Here is a 21,617-nt window from a genome sequence, read left to right as displayed (position 1 = left end):
GAATGGAGCAGGCTGCCATCGAGGTGTCCGGCCTCGCCAAGCACTACGGTGAGGTGACCGCCCTCGCCGGCGTCGATCTCCGGGTCGGCCGCGGCACCGTGCTCGCGGTGCTCGGCCACAACGGCGCGGGCAAGACGACGCTGATCGACATCCTGAGCACGCGCGTCAAACCGGACGGCGGCAGCGCCAAGGTCTGCGGATTCGACGTCGTGCGCGCCGGGCACCACGTCCGGCGGCGGATCGGGGTCACCGGCCAGTTCGCGGCGGTCGACGACGCGCTCTCCGGCCGCGGCAACCTCGAACTCGTCGCCAGGCTGCTGGGCGCGAACCGGCGTCAGGCCAGGGCCCGCGCGGCCGAACTGCTCGCCATGTTCGGCCTCGACGACGCGGCCGACCGTCCCGCGCGGACGTATTCCGGTGGCATGCGGCGGCGGCTCGACCTGGCCGCCGGGCTCGTCGGCTCCCCCGACGTCCTCTTCCTCGACGAGCCGACGACCGGCCTCGACCCGCTCAGCCGCGCGGGGCTCTGGGACGGCGTCGAACGGCTCGCCGCACGCGGCACCACCGTCGTGCTCACCACGCAGTACCTCGAGGAGGCGGACAGACTGGCGGATCACGTCATCGTGCTGGGGCTGGGGCACGTCACAGTCTCCGGGCGGCCGTCGGAGCTAAAGGCCCGGCTCGGGGAACGGACCGCGACCCTGACCTTCGGCACCGACCTCGCCGCCCGCCGGGCGCTGGCCGCGATCCACCGGCTCGGCATGAGCTGCACGACGTCGGCCTCCGGGCTGGTGGTCGGTGTCGCGCTGTCCGGGCCCGCCGACATCACGGTGCTGGTGCGCGCGCTCGACGCGGCGGGCGCGCCGATGAAGGACCTCACCGTCGCGGAGCCGACGCTCGACGACGTCTACCTTTCGCTGCACCGGAATCCGGCGGTCGCGTCATGACCGAGGCACGGCATCGCGCGCCGTCACCGCCGGTACTGGGTGACCCGTCGACCTGGCCGCCGAGCACGTTCGCCACCCAGGTCCGAGTGCTCGCCGCCCGGTCGCTGAAGACGGCGTTCGGCGACCGGCGCCTGGTGTTCTTCGGGCTGCTGCAACCGATCGTGCTGCTCCTGCTGTTCAGCCAGGTGTTCAACGGCGTCAGCACGCTGCCCGGTGTCGCGGCCTACCAGGGTTACGTGAACTTCCTCGTCCCGGCGACGCTGGTGAACATCGCGATGACGACGGCGATGAGTTCGGGGGCCGGCCTGCTCGCGGAGATCTACAGTGGATTCACCGGACGGCTCCGCTGCATGCCCATCAGCCTTTCGGCCGTCCTGGTCGCGCGCACCATCTCGGATTCCGCCCGGCTCGCCGTGCAACTGCTGGTGACCGCGCTCGCCAGCGTGGTACTGCTGGGTTTCCGGCCGACCGGCGGTGTTTTCGGCGTCACCGCGGCTCTTCTGCTCACGCTCGTCGTCGGCTGGTGCCTGAGCTGGATCTTCGTCGCCATCACGACCTGGCTGCGCAAGGCCGAAACGCTGCAGATGGCGTCCTTCGTGGTCATGTTCCCGCTGATGTTCTCCTCCAGCGCCTACATGCCGCTCGAAACGATGCCGACCTGGCTGCGGGTGGTCTCGGCGCTCAACCCGCTCACCTACGCGATCGACGCGACCCGCGCGCTCGCGCTCGGACGTCCTTCGGGCTGGTCGGTCCCCATTTCGCTCGCGATCGCCGCCGTGGCGGCCGCGGCAGGCGGGTGGATCGCGGCCCGGACTTTCCGGACACCACGGGATGTCGCCCCGATGTGACACGGCGAGCCCGGCTGGCAACGGTGCCCAGCGTTGCGAAAGCCACTTTCGCGACGTTGAAGGTTGCGAAAGCCACTTTCGCAACCTCCAGCGGCGGGCGATGTGGCCCTTGGTCGAGTCCCGGGTCAAGGCGCATGTCGCGAAAGCCACTTTCGCGACGTGTGATGTCTCGAAAGTGGCTTTCGCGACATCACACGAGTGGACGGCCGGGGCGACCGGACCGGGGTGGCCGTGAAGGTCTCCTTGCCTACCCTGAAGGTAGTGAAGGAGGCCTTCACGGACAGTCGGTAGTACATGAAGGACCCCTTCCTTGCGCTAGACGCAAGGAAGGGGTCCTTCATGTACTTACGGCGTTACGCTCAGCACGCCAGGGACTCCAGGTGGTCCGCGGCCGCCACGACTCCCCCGGCCGCCGCGAACGAAGCCCGCACCCGCGCGGCCGCGGCGGCGTAGGCGGGGTCGGTCAGCACCTCGGTGACCGTGTCGCGGATGTCGGGTGCCTTCACCCGGTCGAAGCGCAGCCGCAACCCGGCACCGGCGGCCTCGACCTGCTGCGCCAGCATCGACTGGTCGTCCCGGATCGGCGCGATCACCAGCGGCAGGCCCGAAGCGAGGGTCTCGCTGACGGTGTTGTGCCCGCCGTGGCAGATCACCGCCGCCGCCTTCCGCACCACTTCCGCCTGCGGGATCCGCTTGACCACCAGCACTTCGTCGCTGAGCAGCTCACCGGTGGGGTCGACGACGAGGCCTTGGACTTCCGGCATCCCGGCGAGCGCGTCGACGCATTCGGACAGGAAACGGCGGCCGAGAGCGGCGTTGGCGGTGCCGAGGGTGGCGAGGACGAGCGGTCGGCCGTCGAGCCGGTCCCACGAGAAACCCACCGGGGGCGCGGGGGCCAGCGCCGGGCCGACGAACCGGACCGTGCCCACGTCGGCGATCGGGCCGGTCAGGGACACGGTGGTGAACGCCAGGATGAGCTCCGGCGAGAACCGCAGGTCCCCGCAGGACACCCTGTGCCGTGTGCGCAGGTCTTCCTGCAGTCCGTCGACCCAGGCGGCGATCTTCGGCATGGCGCCCAGCGGATTCCCGAGTTCGGTGGACGTCGACGCCGACGTCACCCACGGCAGTCCGCGACGGCTCGCCACGAGGGCGCCGGCGAACGCCTGCTGGTCGGCGAGGACGACGTCCGGCCGGAACTCTGCCACCGCCTTCTCGACGCCTGGCACCATCGCGTCCGCGAGCGGAACCAGATACCGCTCCCACAGGTATTTCAGCGCCGCGAACCCGCGCAGCCCCTCGGGACGACGTTCGACGGCGAACTCCAGCGCGTCCCCGGCCGCGTAGACCCGGCCCGCCCGCGTGAGCTCGGACGTCGTGGGTTCCGGACCGCACCAGGCGACGTCGTGGCCGCGCCCCACCAGTTCGGCGGCCACCGCGCGCAGCGGCGCCACGTGCCCGGTGAGCGGCGGGACGACCAGCAGAAATCTCATCCGCGTGGCCTTCCGTGCCGCGAGATCCAGTTCAGCAGCAGCTCCCGGACCTCCCGGTGCTGCTCGACCAGCACCGAATGACCCTGCCCCTCGAACACGTGCAGTTCGCCGCGGGGCAGCACCGACGTCAACGCGGTGAGATCGTCGGCCTGATAGCCGTGACTGCCCAAAATGGACAGTACGGGGCAGTCGATCCCGGCCACCTGGTCGAGGGTCAGCAAGGGACCGAGCGGGACTTCTTCGGCCATCGACGTGGACATGATCCGCTCGGCCGCCATCCGCGCCAGCCGCCGGTGATGCGCGCTGTAGTTGGCCTCGATCCAGTCGAAGCTCTCCTCGACCTTCAAGAAGCGCACAGTGTGTTCGAGGATCTGCGCCATCTTGCCCGCCCACAGTTCAGTGGCGGGCTCCGATTCGATGCACACGATGCTGCGCACCCGCTCCGGTTTCGCCACGGCGTAGCTGTAGGCGAGGGTGCCGCCGAAACTGTTGCCCACCAGGTGCACCGGCCGGTCGAGGTCGAGCTGATCGAGCAGGTCGTCGAGGTCGGCGACGAAGTCCGCGATCGTGTACCCGCGTTCGGGGCGTTCGGTCTTGCCGTGCCCGCGCAGGTCGTAGCTGACCACGTCCACCCCGGCGGCGGCGACCGGCGGGGCGAGCGTGAGGTAGAAGCTCGCGAGGCTGTCAGTGCCCATACCGTGCAGGAACACCACGGTCTCCGTGCCCCCGCCGGGCACGAGCTGCACGTTGGTGCGCAGCCCGTTGACGGTCATCGTCGGCATCGCCTCACCCCCGTTCGCCGAGGCGGGCGGCCACATAGTCGGCGATGTCGCCGACGCGGAGCCCGATCACGTCGTCCAGGTCCTTCTCCGCCAGGAACTCCGCGAGGTTGACGTCCTCGCCGAAGAACTCGGCGAGGATGCTCGCGAAGGTCACCAGATCGATGCTCTCCAGCCCGAGATCCTCGTGGAAGGTGGTCCGCGGGGTGATCTCGATGCCGAGGACGTCGACGTCCCCGACCAGTTCTCGCAGCAACTCCGCCACGGTGCCGAAGACCGACGCCGGGCTCTGCTGTTCGACCGTCATCCTCTTACTCCTTGCTCTCACCCGCGGTTCCAGGCCACCACGTGACCCGGGATCCCGGCGAATTCCGCCCCGATACCGATCTCCTCGGCGAGCCCGGCGAGCTCGCCTTCCGCCCGGACGGCGATCCTGGGCGGCGTCGCGCCCGGTTCACGCACGAGGGCGACCGCGACCTCTCCCGTGGACGCGACGGCCACGTCCAGCGGCGGCACCGTCCGGCCGTGGAGCCCGGTCACCCTGGTCCCGTCGGCGCTCACGCGGAGTTCCGCCGGGTACACGCCGTCCAGGCCGAGTTTCGCGCGGACCGCGTCCTTGATCGCGATCCGTTCCAGCAGCCAGCCGCGCTGCCGCCGGGGCGCGCAGGCCGCGAACTCGGCACGTTCCTCCGCGCCGAGGTGGATGCCGGCGTAGATGTCCCGCGCGGCCGGGCTCGGCCACCGGTCGGTGACCAGCGTCCAGCCGCCGTGGTGGTCCTCGGAAAGCCGGTTCCGGTCCGGGAAGGCGTACACGCGGTGGGCGGGCCGGTCGCACGGGAACCGGATGTCCCGCCACTGCTCGATCCTGGCCAGCACGGCGCCGTCCAGCACGAGTTCCGCGTCCATCTCCAGCACGTCCGGCCGCGGCAGCCGGACCCGCACCACGCACCGCAGCCGGGTGCCCGGCGGCGGTTCCGGCGCGTACCAGGTGATCCGGCCCATCGACGTCGGGAACGCCAGCAGCGCGTCCGCCTTCGTGGCCATCAGCCAGCAGCCCAGCAGCTGGCCGACGTTGTCCAGCAGCGCGCCGGGCGCCGACGGCACGACGAGGTCGCCGCGGATATGCCGTTCGCCGAGCCCGATGAGCTTGTCGAGCCCTTGGTACGCGGGGCCGTGGAACATCTCGCGGCGGGTGTAGATCTCGGCGGCGGTCAGCGGCGGGGCGGTTTCCGGCCCCGGTGGCGGGGACGGCCGGGGAGCCGTCGGATACCGCTGCGCCAGATGGACGTCCATACTGGCGTGCGGTCCTATTTGGACACTGATCCGGTCGCCCTCTCGGGTCATCGAAACCGGCACGCGCACGGCGGGGGCGGCGATCAGCCACCGGGAGAACGCCGCGTTGCTCACCCCGGTCGCGACCGTGCCCGGCCAGGCGCGCTCCGCTTCCCGGCAGGCCAGGTCGACCAGCGTCGTCGCCGGGACGGTGGGACGGAAGTCGGCTTCGTCCGGCCAGCCCTCGCGCTGGCGGAAGAACCGGTGATCCACCAGATACGGCATCGTCGCCAGCGACACGTCCACAGTGGACCCGAAGGTGCGCCGCGCGGCCGCGTTGGCGACACTCGCGGCGGCTTCTCTGGTCTCGGCCAGCAGCGCGGTGAACTCCGCGACGATCGCGTCCGGGATCCCGTCGGCCAGCTCGGGAACCGCGCCGTCGAACATGCCCTTGACGTCGCCCTCGACCGAGAGCAGCGTGCCCGCGGTGTCGATGCGGGTGCGGCGCGGCTCCAGTGCCTCGAACGCGGGCCGCCCGCCCTCCACCCACAAAGCGGTGGCGACCCTGCGCAGCTGCGCGAGACCGGGCCTCGTACCGGACGACGCCGGGATGACCAGATGCGGCTTCGAGCCGAGCGTGTCCGACACGAACGAGCCGAGCTGTCCGGCGCCCGCCTGCACGAAGACGCGCGCGCCCTCGGCGTAGAGCGCGTCGACGAGTTCCCGGAACCGGACCTTGCGCACCAGGTGCGCCAGGTACAGCTCGCGGACCTCGACCGGATCCGCGGGATACGGCCGCGCCGTGGTCGCCGACCAGACGGGCACCCGCGGCGGTTTCAGCTCCAGTTCAGCCGCGAGCCGGGTGAACGGACCGAGCCGGGACCGCATCAGCGGAGTGTGGAAACCGGACCGGAACGGCAGTGTCCTGGCGACGACGCCGTGCTGCGTGCACAGTTTGGCGAGCCGGGCCGCGGCGGCCGGATCCCCGCAGACGATCGTCTGCCGCGGCGCGTTCTCGTGCGAGATCATCAGCTCCGGTTCGGCCGCGAGCAGCGACTCGGCGCGTTCCGCGGAGCAGCCGAGTACGAGGAATTCGGCGTCCGGGAGCGTGAATCCCTGCGGCCAGTACCGCTCCAGCATGTCCTCGGTGGACATTCCTGGGTACATTCCGGCCGCCTGCATCGCGGTCCATTCGCCGACGCTGTGCCCCGCGAGCAGATCCGGTTTGATGGCCAGCCGCCTCAGCGCGGCGTCGAGCAGCAACCCGACCTGGGACACGCTCGAAGCGCGCGAAAGCACGCTCGTCGTCGACCACTCCGGCCGGTCCAGGCCGAAGTGTCTGGCGACGTCGGCACACCGCGGTTCCGCGTCCGCCTCCAGCCCCGGGTAGACGAACGCGGTCTTCGCCCCGGGCTGCTCCAGCAAGGGCGCTGTCGTGCACCAGATGTCGTTGGGCCCGTGCCAGGACCCGCCCTCGGCCGCGACCTTGGCGAGCACCCTCCGCGCGACTTCGAGTCGTTTCCCGTCGGGCCGCACGATCCCGATCCGGCACGGGCCGTCCCCACCGGATTCCGGGTCCGGCCGGTCGAGCAGGACGCGCAGCTCCCCGGGGGAGGGCGCCGCGAGCAGCAGGACACGCTCGGGTTCCGCGGTCACCGTGGCCCGGCGTGGCCGCGCGGGCGCCGGATCGGCCTCCTCCAGCACCACGTGCGCGTTGACGCCGCCGAAACCGAAGGCGTTGACCGCCGCCCGGCGCGGGACGTCTCCCGAACGCCAGCGCTCGGCGGTGGTCAGGGTACGGAATCGCGTCTTGTCCAGCAGGGGGCTCGGATCGGCGCAGTTCATGGTCGGCGGCAGGATCGCGTGGTGCAGGGCGAGCGCCGCCTTGACCAGCCCGGCGGCCCCGGCGGTCGGCATGGTGTGGCCGATCATCGCCTTCACCGCGCCGATCGCGGCGCGGGGCCCGTCCGGTGGGCCGAACACCTCGGCGAGGGTGGCCAGTTCGGCCGCGTCCCCGGCAGGCGTCGCGGTGCCGTGCGCCTCCAGCAGGCCGAGCGAGCCGGGCGCGGCGGGATCAAGACCCGCCGACGCCCAGGCGCGGCGCAGCGCCAGCGTCTGACCGGCGACGGCCGGGCTGAGCAGGCTCGCGCCCTTCCCGTCGCTCGACGTCCCCGAACCGCGCAGCACCGCGTAAACCCGGTCGCCGTCGCGGCGCGCGTCGTAGAACCGCTTCAGCACGACGATCGCGGTGCCTTCGCCGATCAGCAGCCCGTCCGCGTCCCGCGAGAACGGGCTGATCCGCTGGCTCGGCGAGAGCGCGCCGAGCTGGGTGAACATCGACCAGAGCGTGTCGTCGTGGCAGTGGTGCACGCCGCCGGCCAGCACGACGTCGCAGCGGCGGCGGGCGAGTTCGCCGATCGCCTGGTCCACGGCGAGCAGCGACGACGCGCAGGCCGCGTCCACCGTGTACGCGGGGCCGCCGAAGTCCAGGCGGTTGGCGACCCGTGACGCGGCGAGGTTCGGCACCAGCCCGATCGCCGTGTCGGGCCGGAACTCGCCGAGCGGCTCCAGCAGCGCTTCGCGGAGCCTGTCAAGCATCTCCGGACGCGCCGACGGCAGGAGCTCCCGGACGGCGCCGGTGATCTGGCGGACCGACCGGACCCGCTGATCGAACCGCTGGAGGCCGGGCGAGAGATAGCCGCCCCTGCCGAGGATCACGCCCACGCGTTCGAGGTCCCCGAGCCGTCGCAGGCCACCGGCGTCGTCGACCGCGGAGGCCGCCACGGCCAGCGCGACCAGCTGGTCCGGCTCCATCCCGGCGACGGTGCTGGGCGCGATACCCAGTGCGGTCGCGTCGAAGTCCAGGCTGTCGGCGACGAACCCGCCACGCCTGCCGTAGGTGCGGTCCGGGGTGCGGCCGTCGCCGTCGTGGAAACTCGGGTCCCAGCGGTGCGGCGGGATCTCGGTGATCGCGTCGGTACCGGAGACGATGTTCTGCCAGTATTCGTCCACAGTGGACGAGCCGGGAAGGAGGACGCCCATCCCGACGATCGCGACCGGCTCCTGATTGTTCACCACAGCGACGCCGTGTACAGCACCGAGCGGACGTCGGCCGGGCCGTAGGCAAGCTCGCGCAGGAGCGCGGCGGTGCCTTCGTCCGGGTCGATCAGGGCCACCTCGCGGCGTTCGTACTCACGCGCCAGCTCGGGCGAGACCATGCCCGCGTGGTCGTCCGAGGGCGCCCACGGTCCCCAGTGGACGGTCAGTGCCCGGCAGCCGGTGCGTTCCGCCCACTGCTCGCCGAGGCTTTCGAGCGCGTCGTTCGCCGCCGCGTAGTCGGTCTGGCCCCGGTTTCCCAGCACCGCGGCGATGCTGCCGAAGAAGGTGACGAACCCGGGCCGCACACCGAAATGCTCCAGCGCGTCGAGCAACGCCCGCGCACCGTCCACTTTGGTCCCGTAGACCGTGCGGAACGAGTGTTCGTCCTTGTCGGCCATCAGCTTGTCGTCGATCACCCCGGCCGCGTGGACGACGCCGTCGATCCGGCCGTAGCGGGTGTGCAGATCCTTGACCACCTGCCGGACGGCGGCGGCGTCGCGCACGTCGAGCGACCGGTACGCGGCGACACCGCCCGCCGCGCGGATCTGGTCGAGCGTCCGCGCGATCTCGCGCTGGGCCAGCACGGTGCGCACCCGGCGTTCGATATCCGCCACCGAACCCCCGCGAGCGGCCAAGGCCGAGCGCATACCCGGCGCGTCACCCGGAAGGTCCTCGTCGCCGGGTTCGGCCGGCCACGGCGTGCGGCCTGCCAGTTCGATCCGGCAGCCGCTCGCCGCCAGCGCGACCGCAGCCCGCGCGGTGATCCCGCGGGCGCCGCCGATCAGCAACAGCACCGAATCCGCGTCGAGGCCGAGCGCCTTGACCTCTCCCCCGCCGGGGCCGGCGCCCGCGTACGCGATCGAACCGAGCGAGCCCGCGGCAGGCTCGAACGCCGCACGCCCCGCCGTGTCGTAGCGAACGGCCACCGGACCGTCGGCGATCACCTCTTCCAGCACGATCCGTGCGAGATCCACTGTGGACTCCAGCTCGACCAGCCTGGTGGGCTCGGTCCGCTCCCGCGCCGCCGCGCGGACGAGGCCGCGCAGTCCGGCGGTGTGGGCGGCGCCCGGCCTCGCCATCACGACCACCGCGCCCTTGGCGCTCTTGAGCAGGCCGAACACCTGCGCCGCGACGGGTTCCTCGGCGTCCGACAACGGATTCAGCACGACGACGACGTCGGCCTCGTCCCGCTCCCCTGGCAGAGCCCCCGCTTCCGTGAACACCGCGCGGACCGACTCGGCCAGCCCCTCCTGGCCGGGCTCGAAGGTCACCGAGACCGTCTTGCCCACCACCTTGCCGAGATCGGGCGTGCCGAGGGGCGCGGACACGCGGTCCAGCAGATACCGGCCGGGGGCGGATCCGGCAGGTGTCCCGGCGGGAGCCGGTGTCACGGCGGCCGGTTCGAGCCACTTCCGCAGCCGGGCGGCCAGCGCGCTCGCCGTCCGGTCCCGGCTGAGCTGGTCCTGGGCGTCGTGCACCCGGCCGGTGAGGCCGAGCTTCGCGAGCAGCGAGCCCGCGATCTCGGTGCGTTTGATCGAGTCGATGGAGAGATCCGCTTCCAGATCGAGATCGGCGTCGATCATCTCGGCCGGATAGCCGGTGCGTTCGCTGATCGCGCCGATCACGGTGGCCAGGACGTCCGTGACCGCGGCTTCCTTGGCCGGTTCCGGCTCGGGCACGACGACCGGAGCCTCGACCGGCGGCAGCAGCGCGGGAACGACCGGCGCCTGCACCGGAGCGGGGGCGAGTGGCGCGGTGCCGAGGTACCCCAGCATCACGTCCCGTTGCGCCGCCAGCATTTCACGGCTGGTACGGAGGAATTCGACGACGGCCTGGTCACGTCCGGGCGCGGGCTGGTTCATGGTCGTCCTCGGGATTCGTCGGGCGGGCACGAGCCCATGGGCGGGGACCTCGCCGCCGGGTGCGCGGACGGTCTGGCCGTCCACGGTCCAGGCGGGCTTGGGGAGCGGGCCGACACGGACCCGGCCGCGGAAGAGTCGTTCGGTGCGCACGTCGACACCGGTGACAGCCAGGCGCGCGAGCGCGGTGAGGAACCCGCGCAGCCCCTGACCGCCGGGGTCGCACGCGATCACGGTGTGCGGCCGGTCACCTAGGATGTCCTTGACCAGCCGGGAAAGCACCTGACCGGGGCCCGCCTCGACGAACGTGCGCGCACCGGCCGCGTACATGTCCTCGATCAGCTCGACGAATCGCACCGACGAGCCGATCTGGGCGGCGAGCTCAGCGCGGACCGCACCTGCCTCGTACGGCCGGGCGGTGCGGTTCGACCACACCGGCGGGCCTGGTTCGCCGATCTCGGCGTTGTCGAGATCCACGGCGAAGACGTCGCTCGCCCCGGCCACCAGCGGACTGTGGAAGGCACACGCGACCGGGATCCGCTTCGCGCCGATCCCCTGGCCCCGCAGTTCGCGGACCGCCTCCTCGATGGCGGCCGTCGGTCCGGAAAGGACGGTCTGCCCCGGCGCGTTGTGGTTGGCCAGTACGACGTCCGGGTGATCGAGGGCGGCGGCCAGTTCGTCACGCGAAGCCTTCACCGCGGCCATCGCGCCGGGATCCGCGCCCGCGACTTCGGCGATCGAACGGGCCCTGGCCCGGCTGAGCGCCACCAGGGTCGGCGTGTCGAACGCGCCCGCGACCGACAGCGCGGTCAGTTCGCCGTAACTGTGCCCGGCCAGCAGATCCGGCCGGACGCCGAGGTCGGCGAGCAACCGGCAGACGGCCGACTCGACGAGCCCGAGCGCGGGCTGCGCGACGCGCGTGTCCTTGAGCGCTTCCTCCTGTGCGACACGGGCGTCTTCGGTGAACGCGCGCGGCGGGAACGCCGCCGCGGCGACGTCGGGGGCGAGCCGCAGGACGTCGGCCAGTTCGGGGAAGTGCACGAACAGGTCCGCCAGCATTCCCGTCCGCTGGCTGCCCTGGCCGGGGAACAGGAACGCGATCGCACCGGCTTCGGTGCCGTCCGCGACGATTCCGCCGCCCTCGGCGGCCTCATGCAGTTCCGCGACGTCACTCGCGACGACCGCGAGCCGGACCGGCTCGGATCCCCGTTCGGCGGCGAGAGCCGCGATTTCCCGCAGCGGACGTCCTTCGTTGGCCGCCAGCAGATCCCGCAGGGACGCGCGGGCGGCGTCCACGTCGGTGCCGCGGAGCAGGACCAGCTCGGCATCCCAGTCACGTGGGCCGTGCCGCCGTCCCGGTGGGACTCCCGGCGCGGCGAGCACGGCGTGGAAATTGGTCCCACCGAACCCGAACGCGCTCACGCCGGCGAACTCGCGTCCGCGCGGAACCGGCGTCGGCCGGGCGCCGGTGGAGAAAGTGAAGGGACTGCGCTCGGCGTCCCAGGCGGGGTTCGGCCTGCTCAGGTGCAGCGTGGGCGGCACGACCTCGTGCCACAGCGCCAGCGCCGCCTTCATCAGGCCCGCCAGCCCCGCGGCGCATTTCGTGTGCCCGATCTGGCTCTTCACCGAGCCCAGCGCGCACGTGCCCGGTTCGGCGCCCGCGGCGAGGAAGAACTCGGTGAGTGTGGTCAGTTCGGTGGCGTCGCCGACGACCGTACCCGTGCCGTGCGCCTCGACCAGCGAGACGTCCGCCGGGGACACGCCGGCGTCGCTGTACGCGCGGGCGAGGGCTCGCCGCTGCCCCTCGGGACGCGGCGCGGTGAGGCCGAGCGCCTTGCCGTCGCTAGCGGCGCCGACACCCTTGACCACGGCGTACACGCGGTCGCCGTCGCGTTCGGCGTCGGACCGCCGCTTGAGCACGAGACACGCGACGCCCTCGCCGAGCGCGATACCGTCCGCCGACGCGTCGAACGGACGGCACCGGCCGGTCGGCGACAGGGCACCCGCCGAGGTGAACATGAGGTAGTCGTTGACACCGTTGTGCAGATCGACCGCTCCGCACAGGACCATCGAACTCGTCCCCGCCCGCAGTTCCTTCACCGCGAGATCCAGCGCGGCCAGCGAGGAACCGCACGCGGCGTCGACGGTGTAGTTGGCACCCCCGAGGTCGAGCCGATTGGCGATCCGGCCGGAGATCACGTTGGCGAGCGTGCCGGGGAACGAGTCCTCGGTCAGTTCCGGCAGCTGGGCGAGAAGTTCCTCCGGGACGTCTTCGAGGTAGCTAGGGAGCAGCGCGCGCAGGACTCCGGCGTTCGCCAGGTCTCCCCCGGCTTCGGCACCGAAGATGACGCTGGTGCGCTCGCGGTCGAAGCCGCCTTCGCCGTAACCGGCGTCTTCGAGAGCGCGGCGCGCGGTCTGCAGGGAGACCAGCTGTGCCGGATCGATGCTGCCCATCGATTTGGGCGGGATGCCGTAGGCGAGCGGGTCGAAGTCCACCGGGGGAAGGAATCCGCCCCATTTCGACGTCGACTGGTCCGCGTAGACGTCGGTGTCCCAGCGCTGGTCCGGCACCTCGGTGACGGCGTCCGCACCGCGCAGGACGTTGGACCAGAAGGCCGGGAGGTCGGGCGCCCCGGGGAACACGCAGGCCATCCCGACGATCGCGATGTCACCGTCCACAACGGACTCTTCGGCGGGAGCGCGGGCGGCGAGCAGTTCCGCCGCGCCTTGGGTGACTTCCCGGTGCAGGGCGGCGATGTCGGTGCGGTCCTCGCGCAAGACGGTCACCTGGCCCGCCATGTACATTCCCTCCGCGAGCTGGCCGAGTGGGTCGACCTCGACGAGCGCGTCGCCATCCCGCCGGATGCCCTTGCTCGCGATCCGCAGCCGCCCGGTGTTGAGCTCCTCCAGCCGCTGCCAGGCCTCCTGCGGCGGGACGCCGTCCGCGCGGAGCCCGGCCTTCAGCGCGGCGAACTCGTCGGTGTACGGGCTGGGCAGGCAGCGGGTCAGGTGCCCGGGCGCGGTCTCCAGGGTGACCGTGGACCCGGCGTCGAGCACGCGGTCCTGGAAGGTCCCGGTGATGGCGCCGTGGGTCACGGCCTCTTCGGTGAACAGGTACGCGGTGCCCATCAGGACGCCGACGCCCGTGAGCGGCTCGGCCATCGCCGAAACCATCGCGGCGGACCGGGCGTCGTGGATCCCGCCCGCGAACAGGACCTCGACGTCATCGGCGCCGTGTTCGCGCAGGACGTCCAGCTGCTGTTCCCACAGCACGAAGCTCGACCGCGGGCCGATATGCCCCCCGCATTCGGCGCCCTCGAAGACGAACCGGCGGATCCCGGCGTCGAGGAACTGCCGAAGGAGGATCGGCGACGGCACGTGGAGGAAGGTCGCGATGCCGTCGGCCTCCAGTGACTTGGCCTGCGCCGGTTTCCCGCCCGCGATCAGCACGCAGCGTGGGCGCGCCGTGCGGATCGCCGCGAGCTGTTCGGCGCGCAGGGCCTCCGGGACGAAGCCGAGGATGCCCGCTCCCCAAGGTCGTTCGCCGAGCGCTTCGGCGGTGCGGCCGAGCAGTTCGGCGGTCTTCGCGCCGTTCGCGGTGGCGACCGCGACGAACGGGAAGCCGTCGTTCGCGGCCACGGCGGCGGCGAATCCGGGCTGGTCGCTCACCCTCGTCATCGGGCCCTGCACGACCGGCAGCCGGGTCCCCAACGTGCGGCACAGCCGTTCGCCTTGGTCCGCGGGGATCGCCGCCGGCATCGCGAGCGACCGCACGACCGAGCGGACAGCGCTTTCCGCGTCCTCGAAGCGATTCGCGAGCATCGCGCTGAGCCCGTCGTCGGCCCTGGCCAGCTCGACGCGGTCCGCCTCGGGCAAGTCGGCCTCGGGGAACAGGCCGAGCCCGTCGAGCACCACGCCCGCCGCGCCGCCGGCGATCGCGGCGGCCGCCGTCCTCGGTCCGATGCCCCCGTACGCCCACACCGGGACGCCCTCACCGAACCGCTCCAGCAACCGCTGCAACAGGACGAACGTGGTGAGGTCCGAGCCGCCCGCTTCGGCTCCCTTCGCCACCAGACCGGAGGCGCCGGCGTCGAGCATCCGGACGGCCTGCTCGACACCGGTCACCTCGGCCAGCACGGGGAGGCCTGCCCTGCCCCGCCAGACCGCCCCCTCGGCCAGCAGCACGAGCCCCGCGCCGCTTTCCCGCACCTCTTCCTCCCGCACGTGGCGGCCCGCGGGGATCCGGACGCCGAACGGGAAGCCTCCGTCCACTATGGACCCGATCGGCACGATCCCGAGACCGCCACCCCTGGCGACGGCGGCCGCCAGCCCCGGATCGGGACGTCCGAGCGGATTGACGCCGAGTACCCGCGTGCGCGCCGTCGCATGACTCACCGGCGGACCTCCTGTTCGGCTGGGCTGGTCGAACCTCGCCGGGTTCGGCGATCTTTCAGCGGGATTCCCAAGAAATAACCTACTTGCCGCAGAGAGCGCAATAGTCTCGCGCGAAAACTCGGAAAACAAGGGAACGCGTGCTAAAGTCCGGCGCCGGAAACAAATATGTCGACACCCGTGAAACAGGGCTCTGACCTGCACTTTTATCATCCGCGTCGCATATTTTGACAAGGCGTTGCTCACCGGCGTAACAAAACAGAAGAATTGTCACCGAAAGCAGACACGATAACCATGGAGCGCATGTGGAAGTAACAGGACGAGTCGTCGTGCTGACCGGCGCGGCACACGGTATCGGCGCGGCCATGGCCAGGCGGTTCGCCGCCGAGGGCGCCGCCGGGGTGGTCGTCTCCGATCTCGATCTCGAGGGCGCGGAGAAGGTGGTCGCCGAGATCACCGCCGCGGGCGGCGCCGCGATCGCGCGCCACGCCGACGCGTCGTCCAAAGAGGACTTGAAGAAGCTGGTGATCGACGCCCGCTCGGCGTTCGGCGCGGTGGACCTCTTCTGCTCCAACGCCGGCGCCGCGTTCGGGACCGGTGTGCACGCCGCGGACGAACAGTGGACGCGGTCGTGGGCGATCAACGTCATGCAGCACGTGCACGCCGCGCAGATCGCGCTCCCCGCGATGCTGAGCCGCGGCCACGGCTACCTGCTGATCACGGCGTCGGGCGCGGGTCTGCTGGGCACCCCCGGTGACGCGCCGTATTCGGTGACCAAGCACGCGGCCGTCGGGCTCGCCGAATGGCTGGCCATCACCTACCGTCCGCGCGGGGTGCGGGTCAGCGCGCTGTGCCCGCTCGGCGTGCGGACCGCGCTGCTGGAACCCGGCATCGCGGCCGGTCACCCCGCCGCGCTCGCGATCGCCGCCGCCGCGCCCCTGCTGGAACCGGAGGACGTCGCGGAGTCCGTCGTGCACGGGCTGGCGTCGGAGGAGTTCCTGATCCTGCCGCACGAATCGGTACGGGAGACCTACGCCCGCAAAGCGGCCGGTCTCGACGAATGGATCGACCGCACCATCCTCGAAACCGGCGCGCGGAAGAGGTGACCATGGAGTACCGCAGGCTCGGCGCGAGCGGCTTGTCCGTCAGCGAGATCTCCTACGGCAACTGGCTCACCCACCAGGACGGCGCGGAATGCGTGCAGGCCGCGCTCGACGCGGGTATCACCACCTTCCACACCGCCGCGGCCTGGGACGGCGGCGCCGCCGAGGAGAACCTCGCCGCGGCGCTGAGCCACGCCCGCCGCGACGATCTCGTCCTGTGCACCGGCGTCTTCTGGCCGGAGGGCCCGGGCGTCAATGACGCGGGCCTCAGCCGTAAACACCTGGTCACGTCGCTGCACGGCTCGCTCCGGCGACTGCGAACCGACTACATCGACGTCTACCAGTTGCTGCGGTTCGACTACCGGACGCCGCTGGAGGAGACGTTCCTCGCGCTGTCGGATCTGGTGCGGCAGGGGAAGATCCTCTACGCGGGCACCGCGGAATGGACGGCGGAACAACTGCTGGAGGCGCGGCCGATCGCCGAGCGGCACGGCGTCCCGCTCATCGCGAACCAGCCGCACTACTCGATGCTGTGGCGGGTCGCCGAAGCCCAGGTGATGCCGGTGTGCGAACGCTCGGGGATCGGGCAGTTCGCGTCGGTCCCCCTCGCTCAAGGCGTGCTGACCGGCAAGTACCGGCCGGGCGAGATCCCGCCGGGCTCACGGGGCGCCAAGTCGGCCGAGGCGCGTCCGCTGCTCCTGCCGGACCTCCTCGAACGCGTCGGCATGCTGCGCGGCGTCGCCGACGAGGCCGGGCTGACCATGGCCCAGCTGGCGCTCGCGTGGACGTTGCAGCACAACACCGTCGCCTCCGTGGTGACCGGCGCGAGCACCGCCGCCCAGGTGACCGAGAACGCCAAGGCGGCAGGCGTGGTGCTGGACCTCGACGCGCTGACGCGGATCGATCACCTGCTGGGCAGTTTCGTGCAGACGGATCCGCGGCTGACCTGGTCACCACCCGCGACCACCTGAAGTCCGTGAAGGCCTCCTTCACTACCTTCAGGGTAGGGAAGGAGACCTTCACGGACACTCCATGCCTCCGACGATGTTGCGAAAGTGGCTTTCGCAACGTTGAAGGTTGCGAAAGTGGCTTTCGCAACGCGCCTCCCTACCCCCTCACGAGGGCAAGGCGGTCCGCAGGATGGCCTCGAAGCGTTCCGCCGTCGGCGGTTCGTCGCGCAGCAATCCCTGCAGCAGCACTCCGTCCACCAGCCCCACCACCATCTCGACCCGCACCGGATCGGCGGTGTAGCGGCGGGCGAAGTCGGCCAGCGCCGCCAACCAGCGATCGGTCGACTCGCGCAGCTTCGGCTCCCTCGCCGCCAAGAGATACAACTCGTACTCCGCCAGCAGATGGGCGGGCTTGGCGACGACTTCGGCCATCAAGGCGGCGAATCCACGCAGCGCGTCCTCGCCCCCGTCGGCCTCGGCGGCGAGTGCCCGCATCCGTTCGGAGTCCTCGTCCATGCACTGGGTGAGCGCGGCGGTCAGCAGGTCTCCGATCCCCCGGAAGTGGTACGCGGCCGCTGTCGCGGGCAAACCCGCCTCACGGGCGACCGTGCGGTGACTGACCCCCGAGACCCCGTCCCTCGCGACGATGCGCAGCGTGGCCTGGATCAGTTCCCGTTTGCGTTGTTCACCTTTGGCGAGACGGCCGTCGGTGCTCGGCTCGTTCAGCGTGCCGCCTCCTCGCTGATCGCGGTCTTCCTGCTCAGCAGAGGATACGAGAGCAGGGCGATGACGATGGTCAAGCCGCCGGCGGCGACCGCCACGGCGAACCCGCCGTCCGGCCCGAACCGGTCGACGACCTCACCCGACACCGCGGCGCCGAGCGCGACACCGATGCTGAGGCCGGTGATCGCCCACGTCATCCCCTCGGTGAGTTTCTCCGCCGGGACGACCTTCTCGATCATCTCCATCACGACGATCATCGTGGGAGAAAAGAACAATCCGGCAACGAACACCACCGCGCACAGGCTCACGACGCCGTCGACGACCAGCAACGGCAGCACGCTCGCGGCGGTGCCCGCGGTGCCGATCAGCAGCAGCCGAGGCGGTGTCATGGCCGGTTTGAGCGTCCCGAAGACCAGTCCCGAGATCGCGGAGCCCACGGCGTAGACCGAAACGACGACGCCCGCCGCCGACGGCGACCCGACGTGCCGGGCGAACGCCACGCTGACCACGTCGACCGTGCCGACGATGACGCCGCCCGCCATCAGCGTCAGCACCAGCATCCGCACCGCGCCCAGGCGGATCGCCGAACTCCCGGCCGATCCGCTCGGCGGCAGCACGGGCGGTTCCGTCTCGCGTTGCGCGACGAACAGCAGCACTCCGACGGCGAGGAAGACCACGGCGACCAGCGGCCCGGCCTCGGGGAAGACAGTGGTGCACAGCGCTACCGACAGCGCGGGCCCGATGACGAAGGTCAGCTCGTCGACCACCGATTCCAGCGCGAAAGCGGTGTGCAGCCGGGGCGAGCCGCGGTACAGCCCCGACCACCGGGCGCGGACCATCGCCGCCATACTGGGCATGAACCCGGCGAGGATCGCGGACACGTACAGCGTCCAGACCGGTGCCCCGAAGCGTGCGCAGAGCAGGAGCGCGCCGAGCGCCATCACGCTGATCCCCGTGACAGACAACAGGATCCGGCTCTGTCCCCGGCGGTCCACCAGCCTCGACACCTGCGGCCCGAGCAGCGCCATGGACAGCGTGAACGCCGCCGACACCAGACCGGCGAGCCCGTAGTCGCCCCGTGTCTGCGCCAGCATCGTGATGATCCCGATCCCCATCATCGGGACGGGGATCCTGGCGACCAGACCGGCGGCGGAGAAGGCGAGAGAACCCTTCGCGGCGAACAGCTCTCGATACTGGCCTGGCACGACATCCCCCACAACTTGAACGATCGTTACATTTTGAACGGTCGTTTCACTTTATACACGCGGCCGGCCCAGCCCCGCAACGAGTACTCACCCGCCGTCTCATCACCCGGCCGACCGCTCCCCGAAGACGCGAAAGCCACTTTCGCAACCTCGAAGGTTGCGAAAGTGGCTTTCGCGTCATGCCGGGCCAGCGACGACCTCGGCGTCGAGGTCAGCTCAGACTCGAGCAGGGCCTCGCATCAGGGTCCTGCGCTCCCTTGGGCACCCACCGCACGTTCGCGAACGAAGCGGAGAACTTGGCGTCCGTGTAAACCAGGAACGGCGTGTTGACGTTCTCCAGATCCAGCCCGTTGGCGAAGCACGACACCGGGATCTTCACCGTCGACTTCGGCGCTCCCGCCAGATCGGTGAACAGCTTGGTCGCGTTCACCTCGGAGAAGCACGGGTAGACGCAGTGCATGCTGATCACCGTCCGGCCGGCGGGCGCCTCGTGCACGATCGTGTCGAACTCCAGCGCCGCGTCGGCGTTGAGGTAGCCCCGCAGATCGTTGGTACCGGCCGGGTTCTGGAAGTAGAGCTGCGCCGGCCCGGTGCCGGTCCAGGTCGACTTGAGCCCGTCCTGCTGCACGTTCACGTCCGACTGGACGACGTTGATCTCGGCGTGCGAAGCGGCGCCGTCGGGACCGATCTCGGTACCGCCCCAGTTCTCCGCCGAGCCGATGAAACCCTTGTACGGCGCGACATCGGTGCGGTTGAACACTTCGAGATCCTCGGTCGCCGTGCCGCCGCCACCGGTCGAGCCGCAGGTCACCGGCCCGGCCGTCTCGTCCAGCTGGCCGATGGTGACGCGCTGCCCGGTCTTGAGGCCATAACCGAGTTTGAACAGCGGGTCGTAGTCGGCCGAACCCGCGTTCAGCGGCGTCTGACACGCGCTCTTCGGCCACGAGTACGGCAGCGTGCCCTTGAAGCCACCCTTGAGCAGGACGTCGGCGACACCGCCGCCTTCGGTGCCGGGCAGCCAGGCCGCGACGAACGCGTCGGAGCGGTTGAGCTCCTTGTTCATGTACAGCGGGCGGCCGCCGACGTAGACGGTGACGACGGGAGCGCCCTTGCCACGGACCTTGTCCAGCACGGCCAGATCCTCGGGGTAGAGCTTCGAGGCCTCCAGCGTCTTGCGGGTCAGGTCACCGACGCCTTCCGCGTACGGCGTCTCACCGATGACGGCGATGACGGCGTCGTAGCCCTTCGGGTCCGTGTCGCCCTTCTCGTCGAAGGTGACGTTGACGTCACCGAGCTGTTGCTTGAGCCCGGCGAGGATCGACGTCGCATTGGGGAAATCGGCGTTGGTGTTACCGGTCCCCTGCCAGCTCAGCGTCCAGCCACCGGTCTGGTTCTGGATGCTGTCCGCGCTCTTGCCGACCACGAGGACCTTCGACTTCGGCTTCAGCGGCAGCACGTTGCCGTTGTTCTTCAGCAACGTCTGCGAAGAACGGACGGCGTCGCGCGCCAGCCAGGTCTCCTTCAGCGCCTCGTCGGAGTTGGCGTAGGACCGGTCCGACGGCTTCTGCGACTCGTACAGCCCCGAACGCAGCTTGACCCGCAGGATCCGGGTCACCGCGTCGTCGATCCGCGAAAGCGGGATCCGGCCGTCGTTCACCTGGGCGACGGTGTTGGCGATGAACGCCTTCCAGTCGTTCGGCACCATCACGATGTCGATGCCGGCGTTGATCGCCTGCGGGCAGGAAGCGTTGGTGCAGCCGGGAACCTGGCCGATACCGTTCCAGTCGGACACGACGAGGCCGTCGAAGCCCATCTTTCCCTTGAGGATCTGGTTCAGCGCCTTGTCGCTGCCGTGCAGCTTGCCCTCGTCGATGCCGAGTTCGGCGTTGGTCCAGCTGTTGAACGACACCATCACGGTCTGGGAGCCCGCCGCGAGCGCGCCGTAGTAGCCCTGACCGTGGACGTTGATCATCTCGGCTTCGGACGACGGATTGACGCCCTGGTCCTGGCCCTTGAGGGTGCCGCCGTCCCCGATGAAGTGCTTGGCGGTACCGATCACGCCGTTGTAGCCGATGCGTTTGGTCGAGCCGTCCTGGAGACCGTTGATCGCCTCGTAGCCGTAGGCCCGGGTGATCCGCGGGTCCTCGGAGAACCCTTCGTAGGTGCGGCCCCAGCGGTCGTCCTTGACGACGGCCAGCGTCGGCGCGAAGGCCCAGTCCTGGCCGGTGGCGCGGATCTGCCGGGCCGTCGCCGCGGAGATGTCGCGCACCAGGCACGGATCGTGCGCCGCGCCGAGACCGATGTTGTGCGGGAAGACGGTGGCGCCGTACACGTTGTTGTTGCCGTGCACGGCGTCGATACCCCAGATCACCGGGATCTTCGTCCGGCTGCCCTTCGCGGCTTCCCAGTAGGCGTCCGCGAGCTTGAGCCAGTCCTGCTGGGAGGCGTGCTTGTCCTTGTTCGGCCACGAACCGCCGCCGTTGAGGACCGAGCCGATCGAGTACTGCCGGACCTCGTCGGGGGTGATCGCGGCGATCTCGGGCTGCGTCATCTGCCCGACCTTCTCCTCCAGGGTCATCCCTTCGAGGATCCGGGCGATCCGCCGCTCGTCCCCGCCCTTGCCCTTGAACCGGCTTTCGACCTTCGGCCAGTCGGCGAGCGTCGGCAGGCTCTTCTCGATCCGGGCACAGCCGTCCCGGTCGAACGCGGGCTTCCCGATCACCGGTCGTTCGGCGGCGACGGCGGCGGGCGTGGCGACCACGGCCCCGCCGAGCAGCGTGAGACTCATCAAGGCGATCAGCGGACTTCGGCGCGCACGGGCACGTCTTGCCATGGTCTGGTCCATTCTGCGGAAGGCGGGGACCGGCCGATCCTCACCGGACCCGGCGGCCGCGTCAAGAGTTTCCGGCCGGTACGGCGAGTGTTAATTTTTGCCATGAACTAAGATTCG

12 protein-coding genes are annotated in these 21,617 nt (G+C 70.7%); 4 read left to right on the top strand and 8 right to left on the bottom strand.

All coding sequences use genetic code 11. The features are described from left to right. The first annotated feature begins 2 nt into the window (after nt 1–2). Nucleotides 3–947: an ATP-binding cassette domain-containing protein gene (locus NQK81_RS42665; RefSeq protein ID WP_126734322.1), complete on the top strand. Its 945-nt coding sequence runs from the start codon at nt 3–5 to the stop codon at nt 945–947. Next, complete coding sequence (locus tag NQK81_RS42660; protein WP_126734323.1) at nt 944–1,795, top strand: ABC transporter permease; 852 nt, start codon at nt 944–946, stop codon at nt 1,793–1,795. Before NQK81_RS42665 ends, NQK81_RS42660 begins: the two co-directional genes overlap by 4 nt. A 359-nt stretch (nt 1,796–2,154) precedes the next feature. Here the strand turns inward: NQK81_RS42660 and NQK81_RS42655 are convergent, their stop codons facing one another. Genes NQK81_RS42655 through NQK81_RS42635 form a run of 5 tightly spaced genes read right to left on the bottom strand, consistent with a single transcriptional unit; the run spans nt 2,155 to nt 14,689 of the window. Beyond that, nucleotides 2,155–3,285, bottom strand: a complete 1,131-nt coding sequence (locus tag NQK81_RS42655; protein ID WP_257486028.1) for a glycosyltransferase — start codon at nt 3,283–3,285, stop codon at nt 2,155–2,157. Then, the gene (locus NQK81_RS42650) at nt 3,282–4,067 is read right to left on the bottom strand and encodes an alpha/beta fold hydrolase (protein WP_126734325.1); all 786 of its coding nucleotides are present in this window, start codon (nt 4,065–4,067) and stop codon (nt 3,282–3,284) included. The genes NQK81_RS42655 and NQK81_RS42650 overlap by 4 nt, the downstream gene beginning before the upstream one ends. Before the next feature lie 4 nt (nt 4,068–4,071). After that, entirely contained in the window at nt 4,072–4,371 is a 300-nt protein-coding gene (locus tag NQK81_RS42645) for a phosphopantetheine-binding protein (RefSeq protein WP_126734326.1), read from the bottom strand. A gap of 17 nt (nt 4,372–4,388) precedes the next feature. Further along, nucleotides 4,389–8,411, bottom strand: a complete 4,023-nt coding sequence (locus tag NQK81_RS42640) for a beta-ketoacyl synthase N-terminal-like domain-containing protein (RefSeq protein ID WP_306856073.1) — start codon at nt 8,409–8,411, stop codon at nt 4,389–4,391. Continuing rightward, nucleotides 8,408–14,689, bottom strand: coding sequence for a type I polyketide synthase (locus NQK81_RS42635; RefSeq protein ID WP_257486026.1), 6,282 nt, complete (start codon nt 14,687–14,689; stop codon nt 8,408–8,410). The genes NQK81_RS42640 and NQK81_RS42635 overlap by 4 nt, the downstream gene beginning before the upstream one ends. A gap of 302 nt (nt 14,690–14,991) precedes the next feature. On the opposite strand from NQK81_RS42635, the gene NQK81_RS42630 reads away from it, so the two are divergent. Both NQK81_RS42630 and NQK81_RS42625 read left to right on the top strand, forming a co-directional pair. Beyond that, entirely contained in the window at nt 14,992–15,792 is an 801-nt protein-coding gene (locus NQK81_RS42630) for an SDR family oxidoreductase (RefSeq protein WP_257486025.1), read from the top strand. Between the two features lie 2 nt (nt 15,793–15,794). Next, entirely contained in the window at nt 15,795–16,760 is a 966-nt protein-coding gene (locus NQK81_RS42625) for an aldo/keto reductase (protein WP_257486024.1), read from the top strand. A 144-nt stretch (nt 16,761–16,904) separates the two neighbouring features. On the opposite strand, the gene NQK81_RS42620 is transcribed toward NQK81_RS42625, so the two are convergent. The 3 genes from NQK81_RS42620 to NQK81_RS42610 all read right to left on the bottom strand — a co-directional run bounded on the left by NQK81_RS42620 (nt 16,905) and on the right by NQK81_RS42610 (nt 21,455). Further along, a complete protein-coding gene (locus tag NQK81_RS42620) occupies nt 16,905–17,327 on the bottom strand; it encodes a TetR/AcrR family transcriptional regulator (protein ID WP_257486023.1) in 423 nt (140 codons plus the stop codon). A gap of 134 nt (nt 17,328–17,461) precedes the next feature. Next, nucleotides 17,462–18,667, bottom strand: a complete 1,206-nt coding sequence (locus NQK81_RS42615; RefSeq protein WP_257486022.1) for an MFS transporter — start codon at nt 18,665–18,667, stop codon at nt 17,462–17,464. A gap of 211 nt (nt 18,668–18,878) precedes the next feature. Beyond that, nucleotides 18,879–21,455, bottom strand: coding sequence for a glycoside hydrolase family 3 protein (locus tag NQK81_RS42610; protein WP_257489956.1), 2,577 nt, complete (start codon nt 21,453–21,455; stop codon nt 18,879–18,881). Between the last annotated feature and the right edge of the window lie 162 nt (nt 21,456–21,617).

Source organism: Amycolatopsis roodepoortensis (assembly GCF_024628825.1).
Lineage (GTDB): Bacteria > Actinomycetota > Actinomycetes > Mycobacteriales > Pseudonocardiaceae > Amycolatopsis > Amycolatopsis roodepoortensis.
Note: the sequence above shows the minus strand (reverse complement) of the source record. Positions and strands in the feature narration are given on the sequence as shown.